At 67.4% G+C, this 14,011-nt stretch carries 17 protein-coding genes and 1 pseudogene; 15 read left to right on the top strand and 3 right to left on the bottom strand.

Annotated elements, in window-relative coordinates; all coding sequences use genetic code 11:
- The 12 genes and pseudogenes from H8R17_RS42075 to H8R17_RS42020 form a co-directional block, all read left to right on the top strand.
- Window positions 1-898 (top strand): annotated as a pseudogene (locus H8R17_RS42075) (mobilization protein); the annotation flags it as partial.
- Between the two features lie 154 nt (window positions 899-1,052).
- Window positions 1,053-1,319, top strand: coding sequence for a hypothetical protein (locus H8R17_RS42070; RefSeq protein WP_187828473.1), 267 nt, complete (start codon window positions 1,053-1,055; stop codon window positions 1,317-1,319).
- The gene (locus H8R17_RS42065; RefSeq protein WP_187828472.1) at window positions 1,288-1,821 is read left to right on the top strand and encodes a DUF6879 family protein; all 534 of its coding nucleotides are present in this window, start codon (window positions 1,288-1,290) and stop codon (window positions 1,819-1,821) included. The genes H8R17_RS42070 and H8R17_RS42065 overlap by 32 nt, the downstream gene beginning before the upstream one ends.
- A 15-nt stretch (window positions 1,822-1,836) precedes the next feature.
- The gene (locus tag H8R17_RS42060; RefSeq protein WP_187828471.1) at window positions 1,837-2,685 is read left to right on the top strand and encodes a helix-turn-helix transcriptional regulator; all 849 of its coding nucleotides are present in this window, start codon (window positions 1,837-1,839) and stop codon (window positions 2,683-2,685) included.
- A 171-nt stretch (window positions 2,686-2,856) separates the two neighbouring features.
- On the top strand, window positions 2,857-3,264 hold the full coding sequence (locus H8R17_RS42055; protein ID WP_187828474.1) for an ATP-binding protein: 408 nt from the start codon (window positions 2,857-2,859) through the stop codon (window positions 3,262-3,264).
- 769 nt (window positions 3,265-4,033) lie between these two features.
- Complete coding sequence (locus H8R17_RS42050; protein WP_187828470.1) at window positions 4,034-4,339, top strand: helix-turn-helix transcriptional regulator; 306 nt, start codon at window positions 4,034-4,036, stop codon at window positions 4,337-4,339.
- Between the two features lie 289 nt (window positions 4,340-4,628).
- Complete coding sequence (locus tag H8R17_RS42045) at window positions 4,629-5,249, top strand: DUF2975 domain-containing protein (RefSeq protein ID WP_187828469.1); 621 nt, start codon at window positions 4,629-4,631, stop codon at window positions 5,247-5,249.
- Window positions 5,249-5,473 carry a helix-turn-helix transcriptional regulator gene (locus tag H8R17_RS42040; RefSeq protein WP_145879340.1) on the top strand — a complete coding sequence of 75 codons (225 nt, stop codon included), beginning with the start codon at window positions 5,249-5,251 and terminating at the stop codon, window positions 5,471-5,473. The genes H8R17_RS42045 and H8R17_RS42040 overlap by 1 nt, the downstream gene beginning before the upstream one ends.
- A gap of 114 nt (window positions 5,474-5,587) precedes the next feature.
- Window positions 5,588-6,067, top strand: a complete 480-nt coding sequence (locus H8R17_RS42035) for a DUF3515 family protein (protein ID WP_187828468.1) — start codon at window positions 5,588-5,590, stop codon at window positions 6,065-6,067.
- A gap of 169 nt (window positions 6,068-6,236) precedes the next feature.
- Window positions 6,237-6,734 carry a hypothetical protein gene (locus H8R17_RS42030; protein ID WP_187828467.1) on the top strand — a complete coding sequence of 166 codons (498 nt, stop codon included), beginning with the start codon at window positions 6,237-6,239 and terminating at the stop codon, window positions 6,732-6,734.
- Window positions 6,735-6,883: 149 nt separating this feature from the next.
- Window positions 6,884-8,476 (top strand): hypothetical protein, encoded by a 1,593-nt coding sequence (locus tag H8R17_RS42025; RefSeq protein WP_223126094.1) that lies wholly within the window; start codon window positions 6,884-6,886, stop codon window positions 8,474-8,476.
- A gap of 32 nt (window positions 8,477-8,508) precedes the next feature.
- A complete protein-coding gene (locus tag H8R17_RS42020; protein WP_187828465.1) occupies window positions 8,509-9,234 on the top strand; it encodes an ABC transporter ATP-binding protein in 726 nt (241 codons plus the stop codon).
- Window positions 9,235-9,241: 7 nt separating this feature from the next.
- On the opposite strand, the gene H8R17_RS48140 is transcribed toward H8R17_RS42020, so the two are convergent.
- The gene (locus H8R17_RS48140; RefSeq protein WP_262505938.1) at window positions 9,242-9,409 is read right to left on the bottom strand and encodes a hypothetical protein; all 168 of its coding nucleotides are present in this window, start codon (window positions 9,407-9,409) and stop codon (window positions 9,242-9,244) included.
- Window positions 9,410-9,488: 79 nt separating this feature from the next.
- Here H8R17_RS48140 and H8R17_RS42015 point away from each other — a divergent pair, with 79 nt between their 5' ends.
- Both H8R17_RS42015 and H8R17_RS42010 read left to right on the top strand, forming a co-directional pair.
- Window positions 9,489-10,448, top strand: a complete 960-nt coding sequence (locus H8R17_RS42015; RefSeq protein WP_316959705.1) for an ABC transporter permease — start codon at window positions 9,489-9,491, stop codon at window positions 10,446-10,448.
- Between the two features lie 8 nt (window positions 10,449-10,456).
- On the top strand, window positions 10,457-11,500 hold the full coding sequence (locus H8R17_RS42010) for a hypothetical protein (RefSeq protein WP_223126093.1): 1,044 nt from the start codon (window positions 10,457-10,459) through the stop codon (window positions 11,498-11,500).
- Between the two features lie 553 nt (window positions 11,501-12,053).
- Here the strand turns inward: H8R17_RS42010 and H8R17_RS42005 are convergent.
- Together H8R17_RS42005 and H8R17_RS42000 are read right to left on the bottom strand one after the other, a co-directional pair.
- Window positions 12,054-12,284 carry a hypothetical protein gene (locus H8R17_RS42005; RefSeq protein ID WP_187828462.1) on the bottom strand — a complete coding sequence of 77 codons (231 nt, stop codon included), beginning with the start codon at window positions 12,282-12,284 and terminating at the stop codon, window positions 12,054-12,056.
- Window positions 12,285-12,376: 92 nt separating this feature from the next.
- On the bottom strand, window positions 12,377-13,150 hold the full coding sequence (locus tag H8R17_RS42000; protein ID WP_187828461.1) for a hypothetical protein: 774 nt from the start codon (window positions 13,148-13,150) through the stop codon (window positions 12,377-12,379).
- Window positions 13,151-13,467: 317 nt separating this feature from the next.
- Between H8R17_RS42000 and H8R17_RS41995 the strand changes: the two genes are divergently transcribed.
- Window positions 13,468-13,890, top strand: coding sequence for a hypothetical protein (locus H8R17_RS41995; protein WP_187828460.1), 423 nt, complete (start codon window positions 13,468-13,470; stop codon window positions 13,888-13,890).
- Window positions 13,891-14,011: the final 121 nt, after the last annotated feature.

Genomic DNA, 14,011 nt, shown 5'->3' with positions numbered 1-14,011 from the left:
CCTGCCCAAAATCAAGGCCCGCCTCGAATCCAGCCAACCCGAAGAACACCCCACCGCCCGCCGCAACCACCCCAGCACCCCCTGGCACGAAGCCGCCGACGCCCTCGACAGCCTCCACACCGACCTCGCCGACGACACCCACGCCCAGGCCCACATCACCGCCCTCGGCGAACTGATCGAAGCCACCGCCCAGAAGGCACCCGCCCATCTGCACGCCGAACTCCAGGCCGCCTCGAAGACGTTCGCCCGAGCCCAGCGGTCCCAGGTCCGGGCCGAAGACCGAGCTGCCCACGCCCTGCGCAGCGCGGCACGCGACATCGTCCACACCGCCACCGGCCCCGACGGCAGCGCCTTGGCCGCACTGGTCGCAGCCCTCGTCTGGGCCGCCATCGTCGCCAGGCGCTGGCACGAAGCGAAACACCACGCCCACCAGGGCGACGCCGCCCGCCAAGCCGTCCAGCACCTCCAGACAGCCGCCGACCGCGCCCTCGCCCCGACGCTCGCCGAACTCACAGCCCGGCCACCCAGGGATCAAGTCCGCCGCATTCTGGCCAGCGACGTACGAGCAGCCGTCCCCGACCACGCCGAGCAAATCCTCACCGACCCGGCCTGGCCCGCGCTCGCCACCGTCCTCGCCGACGCCGAAGCCCGCGGCCACCAACCCCACCAACTCCTCAAGGAAGCCGCAGCTCAACGCGAGTTGATCATCGCGCGTCAGCCCGCCCGCGTCCTGATCACCCGCATCCAACACACCGGCCGCAACCCGGCACCCCACCGCCGCGCCGAAGCCGCTCGCCTGCAGTCGACCATGGCAGGCTCGATCTCCACTCAGCGGAGCAGCAGCGTCCAGCCCGCAACGGCGGCGCCCACCGAACAGCAGCGCCGGCAGCGCCGGTAGGTGTTCCGTTTTACTCTTTGCGGTTTCCGCGGCTGAGAGCTGGTGGGTTCAAGCCAACGTCGTCCTGAACTCGCCACGCGCCCTTGACGACCCTCGCACCCTTCGGAAGCGTCGCACGCAAGAACGCGCAACCGACTTGATCCGGGAGGGCATCGTGGACCTACGGTTCATCGGAATCGACCCGAACACCGGGGGCGAGGAGTCGCCGACGGTGTGGGTGGAAGAGGAGACGGCTGACCTGGTCCTCCAGGGCGTCAAGGCCGAGGAAGTGCTGGAGGCACTGATCAGTGGTACGGAGTGGGTGGCCGGGCACGCGGTGGGAATCCCCTCCCACGAGACGGTGATCCGCATCCCCGCCCGCATGGTGCCGATTCTGAGGGAGGCGTACGATGTCGCAGAACGGCGTGCCGAGCTTCGCTGAGCTGCTGGCCGGTACACGCCGCAGCGCGGTGCATCTGGAGATGCGTGACGCGTACGGCGTCGGTGACGAAGCTGAGGAGTTCGAGCAGTTCAAGCACACGGGCCACGTCGATCTCGACCCGACGGCGCGGTGGTGGCCCGACTGGCTGGGCATCGTGCTGGAGGCCGTCGGCCGTGGCGTGGTGATGCGCCGGGCCAGGATCGTTTCCGAGCCCGTGACGGACTACATCCGGTGGGAGCACGCCGCCACCTCGCTGAATGTCGATGCCGGTGAGTTGGTGCGCTGGCTGCCCCGTCGGCGGGCCGTGGACATCGCCCTGCCGGGAGCCGACTTCTGGCTGTTCGACGACCGCCTGGTGCAGTTCAACATCTTCACCGGGGACGGTGACTGGGCGGATCCGCCCAAGGAATTCAGCGAGGACCCCGCAGTGGTCAAGCTCTGCTCCGACGCCTTCGAGGCCGTATGGGAGCGTGCCGTCGACCACGAGAAGTACACTATCTGACCCCGCCTGCGCTCCATGACCGCCTCCCCCTCGTCCAGCGCGCAAGCGGCCCGTGAAGCGCTCGCCGTGCGCCTGACTCACCTGCGCAAGGACGCCGGCCTCACCGGGAAGGAACTCTCCGACCGGTGCGGCTGGCATCCCGCGAAAACCACCCGCATCCAAAAAGGCGAGGTACAGCCAACCGACGCGGACATCCGCTCCTGGTGTGCTGCCTGCGGGGCCGCCGACCAGGCCGACGACCTGATCGCCACGGCCCGTGCCGTCGACTCGATGTATCTGGAGTGGCGCAGGGCCCACCGGACCGGCATGCGCAAGACCCAGGAAGACTTCTACGACCTCTACGCGCAGACCGGCGTCACTCGCGCGTACGTCTCCAACGTCGTGCCCGGCTTCTTCCAGACCCCCGCCTACGCCACGGCCCTGATGGAGGCCATCACCGACTTCCAGGGCACCCCAAACGACGTCTCCGAGGCCGTCGCGGCGCGCGTTGCCCGGAGCCGGTTCCTGTACGAGGGCGGACACCGGTTCGTCGTACTCATGGAGGAGTGCGTCCTCCGCTACCGCGTCGGCGACGCCGAGACGATGGCCGGGCAGCTGAGGCATCTGCTGACCGTGATGCCGCTCCCTTCCGTCTCCCTCGGCGTCATACCCTTCACGGCTCGAAGGACCATGTGGCCACTGGAGGCGTTCTACCTCCACGACGGCACGCGCAGCGTCGTGGAAACCCTCACGGCCGAGGTCAACGTGGTGCAGCCGCGCGAACTCGCCGACTACCGCAAGGCGTTCGGGGAGTTGACGAAGATGGCCGTCCACGGCAACGCCGCTCGCGCCTTGATCAACGCGGCGATCAACTCTCTCGGATAACGTTGCGCAATTCCCCGCAATTTCGTTGAGACAGAACTCCGGCTCTCCGTACGGTCGTTGGCGTCGCCGGACAGGCCAGGCTCGCCCTCGGCGGCAGTGGAGGAGAGTCCCGCTCGTTCCCCCGTTGCGAGCGGGACGTCCCAGCCCCGAGGAGACGACCCCGTGAGCGTCATGACCAGACCCACCGCAGTCGGACCGCCCGCCTACACCGAAACCCTCCCCTGCAAGCCTGAGACGGCCCGTCGTGCCCGGCTGCTCGTTGCGGCCGCGCTGAACACCTGGGGCATGGGCGAGTTGGCCGACGCAGGCACGTTGATCGTCTCCGAGCTGGTGGGCAACGCGGTCCGCCACACCCCGTGCCGTCTGGTCCGGGTGTCCGTCCGGCGCGTAACGAACGATCTCGTGCGGATCGGCGTCACCGACAGATCCCCTGCGCTGCCGAAGATGGATCTGGTCGCCGGCGGCGATGAGACCGGACGCGGCCTGATGATGGTCGACGCGCTGTCGCACCGCTGGGGCTACGACGAGATGCGCTGGGGCAAAACCGTCTGGGCGGAGCTGGCGGTTCCACCGTGCTGACCTTACGGCTGCTCCCCGAAGGTGAACTGGCGGGCTTCACCGATCCGGAGCGATGGGTGGACCTGGCACTACCCCACCGCACCGAGGTCACGATCACCGTTCAGCCCGGGCGGCATGCTGACCACCAGGTCGTACCAGGTGGTGCTGTGGGGACGGACAACGGTGCGCGCCTCATCCAAGACTGTCATGGCGAGTCCTCCTGCACGCAGTGAGAGATGCGGTCGGGCACGGCACCCGAAGCACATGCCCATCTGTGGGTAGGGGCAACGGCGGCCCGCCTCCTACGTAAGAGCAAGTGGTCGCACGGAGAACCCCCGGGGGTCGGACAAGGGCCACCGGCACCTTCAGGCGGCACTGGACTCGCGACGATCGACGAGTAGGAACAACAGCCGAGCGCCGTGCGGTATCGGACGATCGGGCATCGTCTTGGAGGGCACTGACCTATGAGGCAACTTCAAAACTGCGTCAAGTCCCTTTACTTGAGCGAATATTGACCATTTACTGAACCCGCCCCCATGATGGCGCGCCTCCGGGCGTGGGTGACCGACCTCAACGACTGCAGTCCACACGGCCCTGACCAGCCATATCGGATTGGAGACGCGCTATGAGGGGAGCACAAATGTGCGACACCATCGACCCAACCAACCGGATCACGGTGTCGCCACAACCGCCGCCCAGCGCCGAAACCCCGGCTGGCAAGCAGCCTAAGGAGAGTAAGGGGATAACCGGCTAAAGCGGTCAGACAGAGACGAACGGGGAGACCACCGCTTTGACTTACCTCGCGACGGACGACCAGAGAACGGGACCGCAAGGGGGCTTCAGCTTCACCCCAGCCACTCCGCCTGCCCCAGGAGACCCCAACGCCATCCCCTCTCTCACCCCCCGAGAACGCCAAGTCCTCATGCTGCTCAGCCATGCGGCCGACAATCGCGAAATCAGCCGCCGACTAGGCATAGCCGAACGCACCGTCAAGTCACACCTGACCAACCTCATGACCAAGATCAAAGTAGCCGGCCGCACCGAAGCAGCCCTCTTTGCCTACGCCCATCACCGTCGCCTCGCCGACCGGCTCTGACGATCTCGTTCGCCCAGTCGGTCCAGGTGTTCTTCTTGTGCAGGGCTATGGGTGCCTCGGGTGTGGCGGTAAGGCGGTCGCCTCGTTCTGGTAGATCCATCAACGCGGTGCCGCGGGATGGACGCCGAACTCCTGGGCCGCCCTACGGATGGCCTCGGGGCAGCCGTCGGCGGGGCTCCTCTCGTGAGACCCGCCTTATCCGCCGCTACACCCTGAGCTTGACAGCGCGCATATCGCTTATCGATACTATCGATAAGCGATATGCGCGCTGCGAACGACAGGGGGAACCGTGGGTACGAAGTCCTGGTGGAGCCGGACCGACAATCGGCTGCTGGAGGCAGCTCTGGGCCTGGCCGCTCTGCTTGTCGGCGTCTTCGGGGTGTTGCTCCCGGCCCTCGGGGTGATCGGTCTCCTCGACCCCGTGGACACCCGCGAGGTCAAGGCCGAGACCACGACCCGGGTACCGGGCACCGTGACCGACGCGGTGGCGGGCCACGGCATGACCCTCACCGGAACCCACCAGGCCGACCTCGTCTTTGCCCACCCCGACCTGAGCCAGCGCCTGTTGCTCGCGCTGCCGGACGTCATCGGCGGTCTGCTGCTGCTCCTCGTCCTGGCCCTCCTCCTTCAGATTGCCAGGACGCTGCGAGCCGGCGATGTCTTCGTGCCGAAGAACGCCCGCCGCCTGAGCGCCATAGGGCTCACGGTGCTGGTGCAGGCCGTCCTCTCCCCGGTGCTGCCGACGCTCACCACGGAGGCACTGGTGAGCGGCACCCCCATGGCCGATCAGATCCCCTCCTCGATCACGTTCACCGGCGAGTACGTCCTGCTCGCCTTCCTCATCCTGGCCCTGGGTGAGGTCTTCCGGCGTGGTACGAAGCTCCGCGCCGACACAGAGGGGCTGGTCTGATGCCGCCAGAGGAGGAACACCGGGTCAAGGTCCACCTGGACCGGCTGCTGGCCGAGCGCGGCATGACCCTGTCCGAACTGGCGGCCAAGGTCGAGGTGACGGTGGTCAACCTCTCCGTCCTGAAGAACGACCGGGCGAAGGCGATCCGCTTCTCCACCCTCACCGCGATCTGCCGCGAACTGAACTGCCAGCCCGGCGACCTGCTCAGTATCCGCGAGGACTGACACCGGTCACCGGCATGGCCGGCGTTCCGTACGAGAGCGCCGTGTACCGCCTTCTAGCGTGTGGCCTTCGCCGAAGAAAGCCCATAACTGCGTTACCTAGACAAGGGATTACTCATGGAGATGACCTCTGGCCGACGTCTGGCACAGATTGGCGTGATCGCTGTGTGTGCCGCCGCTCTCGCGGCGTGCGGGACATCCTCGCGTTCCTACAACGTGTCGGGGGCTCCGGGGGGTGCCAGCGCCGCGTGCTCCAGTCTGGTGACTAAGGCGCCGCAGAAGCTGGGGGGCCATGAGCGCAATGATTCCGACCAGAAGGGAACGGCCGTGTGGGGGGACGGTGATGTGATTCTCCGCTGCGGGAATATCTCGGACGTCCCGGAGTCGGCTTCGTGCACGTCGGTGAAGGGGGTCGACTGGGTCGTGAACGCGAAGAAGACCCACGACGGGGTGAAGACGGTTCTGTCGTACGGGCGTAGTCCTGCGGCCGAGGTCACGATGTCGGAGCGAATCAAGGACAAGGACGCCGTCGTCAGTGAGCTGTCCGGGATCGTGTCGGGGCTGGCCAAGCAGAAGGCATGCACGAAGCGGGGCTGAGCTTCTGTGGCCTGAGCTCCTGAAGTAGCCCTGGAGGGCAGGATGCCCGAAGGTGCGATGGTCGCCGGTGCGGCCAGGACGTAGAAATCAGTGGAACGTGCGTGCAGGTGCCGTCTGCGGCGCCGGGCGCATGGTCAAGGAAGCATTTCCACTTCTACGGGGAGAAATCATGCGTACTCTCTCGCGCCTGGCCTCTGGCGGTGCCGCTGCGGTGGCCGCTGGCGCGCTGCTGTTCGCAGCTGCGCCCGCGCACGCCACGTCTGCCTCGAACACCTGGGGCATCCCGGGCCACAAGATGCAGGTGAACGCCTGGCACTGTGGCTCGTACGTGACCGCCTGCGACTGGAAGGCGTCGACCAAGCTGTACAAGGGCTCAGCTCACGACAATGCCCAGTGGGTGCAGAACCGGGCCATCCTGGCCGCTCACGGCGTCAGCGTCTCCATCAAGATCTCGAAGAACCCTGAGGCGACGCTGACGATGAACAGCAAGTCGCAGGGCACGGTCCGCTGGAAGAACTACGGCGGCCACAAGTGGATCGCGGACACCTACGGTCAGATGAAGCCCAGCAGCCTGACCGTGTACGTGTCGACGAAGTCCTGTGGCTCGGCCCAGATCACCAGCAGCATCAAGTTCACGGAGAAGTGCGTCTACGCCGGCGCTGCCTGATCCGCGCTTGACGCTGCGCACCACCTGAACGTCTCTGCCCCCGCCCCCTTGGCGGGGGCAGAGGTCTCTTACGGGGGAGAACGAGTATGTCTCACGCCAGGAGAGTCGCGAGGAAAGCGGCGTGGGCGGCTGTTGCGGCCTGCGTCTTGATGCCGGCCGTGTCCTGCACCTCGCAGGGCAGCCACCATGGAAGCAGGGAACCGGCCTACTTCCAGAGCCTCGTCAGCCAGGCCAACGGCCTGTACTACCACCCTTTCCTGAGGGAAGAGCGCGGCAGCCCCGAAGCCCAGTCCTATGCGCTGCGCATCCTGGAGGAGACCGGCGCGAAGCCGAAGGTCACAGTGGGAGCCACGACGGCCGCAGCGCTGCGCTCCGATGCGCTCAAGGCATCCGCGCTGTGGGGGAGGTACTGGCTTGTCCCACTGCGCGAGGCCGGGGCGTCGGCGGTGCTGGGGCCCGGCGACGCGCAGGATGTGGAGAAACTGCGAACCGGCAGGGGGTGGTACGAAGATCCCGCGCTCGGAGAGAAGAGCGACGAAGGGCGTCTGGGTGCCACTTGGGCGGCGCTGGAGGTGGAGGCTGCCACTGGAACTCTCGCGAAGCTTCCCGCCGCCGACAAGGCGGCCACCGCCGACTGGCTGGGCCGGCTGGCAGACGGCAGGCCGCAACTGGACGAGGCCGCGGCCCTGGCACGCTGCCTGCACCTGCTCGGCAAGTTCGTCCCTGGCTCCCTGACGTCGGTGGCGGCTCCGGACACGGGCCGGTTCACCGAGCGGCCGGACAAGGAACGCGCCGCCCTGCTGGAGGATACGTACAACTACGTACTGCTCCAGGAGTCGGCTGGCAAAGAGCCGCATGTGGACCGGAAGACATGGCAGCAGGCTCTGTCCCACAACGTCGTAAGCCTCGACTACGACCAGCTCTACAACCTGGTGCACATCCTGCGCGCCACCGGCAGCTCCAAGGGGGCGTTCTCGGCGGTCACCCGCCGTCTCGAGCAGGAGCGCATGCAGGACGGAACGGTGCGTGACCCGTCCTCCTACCTGGGCACGCCCGACGCGTCGCTGTTCGTGCAGCAGCTGCGGAGCGTGGCCGGATGGCCTGTGCGGGACAAACGTCTCCTGGCTGCGGTCGAGGAGCAGGCCAACTCCCAGGACGCGCCCCGCGACGGCGCTGCGCGGTTGAACCTGGCCGCGCTCAAGCACAGCGCCGGCGGTGAGCCGCTTTCCCGTCAGGAGGCCGCACTGTGCCAGGATCCGTCGACGGTGCCGGCCACGATTACCGCAGACAACGTGGTGGCCTGGCAGCGTGCGGCATGGGACTGCGCGGAGTCCGGCGTACCGATACCGGTTCCCTCCGTCACACGCTGGAGTGTTGACGATCTGGAACGCGCGCAGGCGGCTGCCACGCTGGTGGTCGGCCTGCACCAGGCCGGCCAGGAGGATCGGACACCTGGATGGCTGACCGCGAACGTGCTCAGGCGATGGGCAGCCGACCCGGGGCCCCGCGCAAGCGTCTATGACCGTGCGCTGATCGTCCGCGCCTACCTGCTGCTCGGCGGGCATGCCGACGAGTCCATGGTGAGACACCTTGCCAGTCAGTTCAGGGCGCACCGGGGCTGCCCGGGGCTGCCCGGCCTGTACCGACCCGATGACGAGCCGGGCTGCGACCTCAAGACGACATGGGCCGTGTGGGAGCTGGACAAGGCACTGGATCAGAAGCTGGGAACTCTGCCCTCGTAGGGCCCCTGAGACAGAAAGTGAGCAGAACCTCCTTGAACACACTGCTGACAGCGAGTGGGGTAGGCAAGTCCTATACGCTGCGCGGCCAGCGGGTCGACGTCCTCAAAGACATCGACCTTGCAGTCGCGCCGGGATGTGTCACCGCGCTTGTCGGACACTCCGGATCGGGCAAAACCACCCTAATGCACATTCTCGGGCTGCTGACGAAACCCGACACCGGCCGGGTGGATCTGGAGGGCCACGACACCCACGGCCTGTCGGACAGCGCACTCGCGGACCTGCGGCGTCGGCGTCTGGGGTTCGTCTTCCAGTCCTACAACCTGCTGCCGCAGCACAGCGCCCTGCGTAATGTCCTGCTTCCGTACACCGGCAGGCGCCGGGAGGCAGAGGCCCGGGCGCGCAGTTTGCTGGAGCGCGTGGGGCTGGGAGACCGGTGCGAGCACCGGCCCAGCGAGCTGTCCGGGGGCGAACAACAGCGCGTGGCGCTGGCCCGAGCGCTGGTGAACGATCCGCCACTGCTGCTGGCCGACGAACCCACGGGAAACCTGGACACCGAGAGCGAGGCCCTGTTGCTGGGCTTGTTCCGGGAGTTGGCGGACGACGGGCGGGGGGTGCTGGTCGTCACCCACAATCAGGCGGTTGCGGATGCGGCCGACGTCGTTCACCGACTGGGCCGGAGCGCTGGTCTTTCGGCACAGGACGAGACGAACGGCCGCTCCTGGGCAACCACCCGGCGTTCGCGGGAGGGTGAGCTGTGAACCTGCTTCAGGTCGCGTGGTGGAACGTGCAAGCGCTGCGCAGGCGGCTACTGGGGCTGGTGGCGATGGTCGCGGTCGCCGGAGCGGTGTGCCTGAGCGCGATCGGGATCGCCTCGAACGCGCAGGGGACGACAACCAGCCAGGTCGGGGAGTCGACTGCGAACCGGTCGGTCACGGTGGACTCCCCGGAGGGGCGTCCTGACACTGCTCAGCTGACGGACGCGACGGAGACGCGCCTGGCGAAGATCGCTCACGTGGAGTCGGTCCAGCACAGGCTTCAGGTGTCCATGCCGGTACGGGACAACCCTGAGGGGGCCGACCTGTTGTATGCGACGACCTACCGCAAGGCGCTGGCGCCCCCCGTGGTCAAGTCGGTACGCAAGCAGCTGTTCCCGCTGCACCCTGGAGAGGTGGTCTTTCCCGCCTCCACGCATGGGGTGGACATGTCTTCGATGGTGGGCAGGACGGTGACGGTGGACGCGCACCGATACGTGCGGCCCGGCGTGGGGGACACGGTGAGCGACCGGGTGAAGGTGGTGGGCCTGTACGACCCGAGCTGGCAGTTCGACGGCCCGGACGTCGCCTATGCGGACGATGCGACCGTGGTGAAGTGGGCGGCGGCTGCGGCCGGCAAGACGACCAACGACTACCTGCGCACGTCGGGGTGGGATCAGCTGACGGTGGTGGCTGACAGCGCCGCCCATGTACCGGGCGTGCTCAAGGCCGTGCAGAGGATGAACTACCCGGCGGCCTCCTTGCAGCAGCAGCTTCAGGCTCTGCCCGGAGTGCTGCAGTTGGTCAGGCTGACCGGGAACGTGCTGCTCGGCGTCCTAGGCGTGCTCGCCTTCGTCGGGGCGGTCACGGTGACGGGTGCGCTGGGGCGGCAGCGGGCTCAGGAAGTAGGCATCCTCAAGGCAGTCGGTTTCCGTAGCCGCTCGGTGATGGGGATGCTCGTGGCGGAGATGGCGATCGCCGGGGTGGTGGCAGCTGCGGCCGGCGTCGTGCTTGCGGTGGGCGCGTCCAGTGCGGCGGCTGCTGGTCTTCGGCACATCGGCGATATCGCCCCGTATGTGCGCGACACGGTGCCGCTTCCGGAAACGCCGACGCTGATCTCCCTGTCGATTGCGATTGTTGTCGTCGTAGCTGCCGGCGCCGTGCTCCCGGCGCGTCGTGCCGCGCGCATGTCCCCCACTGACGCCATGAAGGACTGGTGATCCCTGTCATGCGGCTCAAGACGTCGTACGCCGCGCTCGCGGTGTCCGCTGCCCTGTTGGCCTCCTGTTCCGGTTCCGACGATGTGGAGTTGGGAACGGACTGGAAGGGATCGCAGACCTTTGTGACTGCGAGCGTGTCCGGGCACACGGTGGTGGTCGGCATCAATCCCGAAGCCCACCACGCGCAGGCGCTGGCTGTTGTGCCGCAGAAGGACGGCGACGATGACGTGCTGGCTCCTCAGCTCGTGCAGTTGGCCGACGGGACGTGGTGGCTGTCAACGCCCCGCAAAGGGCAGCGTCCGGACCGGCTTTTCGCGTTGAACACCGCCCGGCACGCCCTGGATGAGAAGGACGATGCGGAGCGGCTGCGTGAACTCGTGCCGGGCGAGAGCCTGGTCGCGGCCGTTCATGAGTCCTCCGGAAGCGATCAGGGCGCTGCCACGGCGGACAGCGATACCACCAGTGTGCTGGTACGCGATGCGAAGACGTGGAAGAAGGTCCGGGACGTGCAGGTTCCGGGATCGGTCACGCTGGCGGCGTCCGATCCGTCCAGTGACACGGTGTGCCTGGCTACCGGACAGGGATCCGGCACGAAGGCGAGTGTGCTCGACCTCACCACCGGCAGGACCAGGCAGGTCGGAGAGACCGGCGGCGTGCAGGTGCAGCAACTGGCATGTCCGGCAGGCACCCCGGTCCTGGCCGGTACCCCCACCCGGAACAGCCAGGGAACCACGGTGAAAGTGACCCTGAAGAACACGGACGAGGCAACGGTGGTGAGCGCAGTCGGCGGAAGGGTCGATGCCGTGCAGGCGTCGAAGAACACCGTCGTGGTCGCGGTGAACACCGGGGAGGACAGCGATCTCATCGAGCTGGACCGGAGAAGCGGGCGTGAACTGCGGCGAGTGACAGCCAAAGGCGTAGACAGCTCGTCTCTGCTGCGACACACGCGTGATGGCTGGGTGATGGTCTCGGACAACACCGCAACCGTGGTGGACCTGGACACGGGGACGTCCCAGACGTTCAACCTGCCGGGGACGCTGACGAGCTTCTGAGCCTGTGTGCGAAAGGGACCTCCACGCGTTGTCCGGTGGGCAGGCTCCTCTCATTGAGCAAGTCGGGACGCGTGAGCGATGCGTGAGCGGACGTCGAAACATAGGCCGCCGCGCAGAGGATCGAGCATCAAGACGCGTGGCGCTGACCAGGCAGAACAGCGCCACCGGGCAAGACCCAGCACCGCTCATCAGGGATTCGATCCGTTTCGTGGTGGCAGGTCTCAGCGCCGTCGAACCACTGCCCCCACGCGCAACAAATGCAACGATCGCGTGGGTGCCCGTCGCCGAGACCTGAAGTAGTCGTTGCGCTCCTTCGGGTGGCGGGGCAGCATGGCACACCCCGCCGGGAAGCCGGTCCGAGGGTTGCAGTTTGGGTTGCATTCACCTCTGTTCAGAGGTGTCCGGAGTACTTCCATCGGGCCCTCTCGGCCCAGGTCAGGACGCTGACGGGTGTTGCCGAACCCCCAGACGAACATTTGGAAAGCGTGTTGGGGGCAACCCCTCACGAGTTCGAATGGGTGCGTTTCCGTGTGAGTGAGATGTGGCGTCCATGTCATGCGGCGAGGGCGAGTTCGTCGCTGTAGCGGGTGGCGTGGTCGCGGAGGTACTCACGTTGCTGGTGATACGCCCAGTAGTCCTCGAAGTCGCCGTTGTCGATGACGGCTCGCAGGAGGAGGACGGCGTCGGCGCTGGGCAGGTCCCAGAGGAAGGCAAGGAGCATCCCGTGCTCGCGGACGGGCACGCAAACCCTCGGTTTGATGCCCTGCTCGTCGTCACCAGGCACGTGGCCCGGCGCCTCCCACTCCGCGCACCGCTCGACCCCTCAGCGACCCCGACGGACCACTGAGGCGACGGCGACTGTTCGTGGTGCCAACGTTACGGCGACACGCTGAATCGGTGCGCCGCCATGGTCCGGGCGGTGGCTCCGTGGCGGGCCAGGTAGTCGGAGCTCTGGCCGATCGTGTCGGGCGTCGCCCCGTAGCCGCACACATGGGTCAGAGCATCTGCGGGCGTGACGGGTTCGAAGTACCGTGTTTCCGCTGCCCGTTCGAGGATCGCGGCAGCCGTCGCCTTGGGCAGAAGCCCTTCCGAGGCGCCGACGACCCGCTCGATCATCTTCGCGGCGACGGCGGAAGGGCGGACGCCGACCGTCCCGTGGTTCGCCTTGGGGTCGAAGATGAGCACGCTGCGTACGTCCTCGAGGAACCAGTTGGCGTTCTCGCGCATCAGCTCGCCCTCGGCCGGTACAGCCGCTTCGAGCAGTACGCGGGTGATCGCCCGGTCGTGCAGGGCCTCCAGGACTGCTTCTCCCTGGGGGCGGACGACCACGTCACGGTGTTCGGGCCAGACGTCCAGCCAGCCGTGGTAGCCGCGCATCCGGCCGACGTGCAGCACGAAGTAGCTGGGGTAGCGGTAGAAGTCGTCCGCTCGCTCAGCACGCAGCTGCTCGTAGTAGCTCCCGACCGCCGCGAGGAGCAACGGCGCGGCGGCGAGTGCGCCGCCGGGCGAGTGCGTGACCACGGCGACGCGGTCCTCGGTCGTCAGCTCGGGCAGGACGTCGTCGAGCGTGGCCGGTTCCCCACCGGACGTTATGCCGAACTCGCGGGTGTGCATGGTGCGGCTGGTGTGCACGATCCATCCCTTCGTCATCCTTCTGCGTGTGCCGATCCTGCCTCACTGCCGCACTCGTGGGGGAAGAAATTTTGCGGAGTTATCAGCCGCCCCGGGCCGGAATCGTCCCATTTCTGGACCCACAGCCCGGCTCCGACTGTGTGGGTGACGTAAGGTGCGTTTCCCCATGAGTGACCTTCGTCGGTGGTGGCGTGTCCGAGGTGGTGTCCTCTTCGTTGCGGTATCTGGCTGATCAGCCGGTTCGAGCGGGCGCGGAGAGGGACGCGGATGGGGTGCGAGGAGGTCCAACGGCTGCTGGAGGAGCGGGTCTGGCTTGTCGTGGTGAGGTGGAGCGGTTGCGGATCGAGGCGGAACGGATCGCGGAGTTGATCGGGGCCCGGGAAGCGGAGCTGCTCCGTCTGGACACGGCTCGGCAGGTGGTCGGGGAACTTCCGGCCGCTCACGTCGTCGCCACGTCGAACGGCGGCGTTCCGGCTCAGCGGCCCGGTCCGTGGACGGCCGGGGCGGTCACGGCGCGGGCGGCGAAGACGGAGGAGTTCACGGCCAAGGTGCGGCACGTGGTGGAGGCGTTCGCCGTCAACGACGGCACGGCGGTGCGGTGCAAGGACGTGGTTGAGGCGCTGGGCGAGGAAGTGGTGCCGCGCCGGGTGGAGAAGGTCCGTCATCACCTCAAGCGCCTGGTCGTCGCGGGCGCGCTCGCCGAGGTGGGGCCGGGATTGTTCACTCCGGCGGGTGGGGCGGCCGTGGCACGGGAGTGAACAGCCGTACGCCAAGGGGCTTCTCCTGTGTGCGCGGCTAGTCCCGTACTTCGCGGGTCGTTGATTCGTATGGTGTGACCGGCCCGGGGGTGTCTCGGGCCGGGGGTGTGGCGTTGGGCCG

This window comes from Streptomyces sp. TRM68367 (assembly GCF_014495685.1).
Taxonomy (GTDB): Bacteria; Actinomycetota; Actinomycetes; order Streptomycetales; family Streptomycetaceae; genus Streptomyces.
Note: the sequence above shows the minus strand (reverse complement) of the source record. Positions and strands in the feature narration are given on the sequence as shown.

What these genes read in the sequence shown, in the direction of transcription:
- H8R17_RS42065 (WP_187828472.1), top strand. Translation starts at nt 1,288, where the DNA reads ATGTCGCAGAACGGCGTGCCGAGCTTCGCTGAGCTGCTGGCCGGTACA.
- H8R17_RS42060 (WP_187828471.1), top strand. Translation starts at nt 1,837, where the DNA reads ATGACCGCCTCCCCCTCGTCCAGCGCGCAAGCGGCCCGTGAAGCGCTC.
- H8R17_RS42055 (WP_187828474.1), top strand. Translation starts at nt 2,857, where the DNA reads ATGACCAGACCCACCGCAGTCGGACCGCCCGCCTACACCGAAACCCTC.
- H8R17_RS42040 (WP_145879340.1), top strand. Translation starts at nt 5,249, where the DNA reads ATGCCGCCAGAGGAGGAACACCGGGTCAAGGTCCACCTGGACCGGCTG.
- H8R17_RS42035 (WP_187828468.1), top strand. Translation starts at nt 5,588, where the DNA reads ATGGAGATGACCTCTGGCCGACGTCTGGCACAGATTGGCGTGATCGCT.
- H8R17_RS42030 (WP_187828467.1), top strand. Translation starts at nt 6,237, where the DNA reads ATGCGTACTCTCTCGCGCCTGGCCTCTGGCGGTGCCGCTGCGGTGGCC.
- H8R17_RS42025 (WP_223126094.1), top strand. Translation starts at nt 6,884, where the DNA reads ATGCCGGCCGTGTCCTGCACCTCGCAGGGCAGCCACCATGGAAGCAGG.
- H8R17_RS42010 (WP_223126093.1), top strand. Translation starts at nt 10,457, where the DNA reads ATGCGGCTCAAGACGTCGTACGCCGCGCTCGCGGTGTCCGCTGCCCTG.
- H8R17_RS42000 (WP_187828461.1), bottom strand. Translation starts at nt 13,150, where the DNA reads ATGACGAAGGGATGGATCGTGCACACCAGCCGCACCATGCACACCCGC.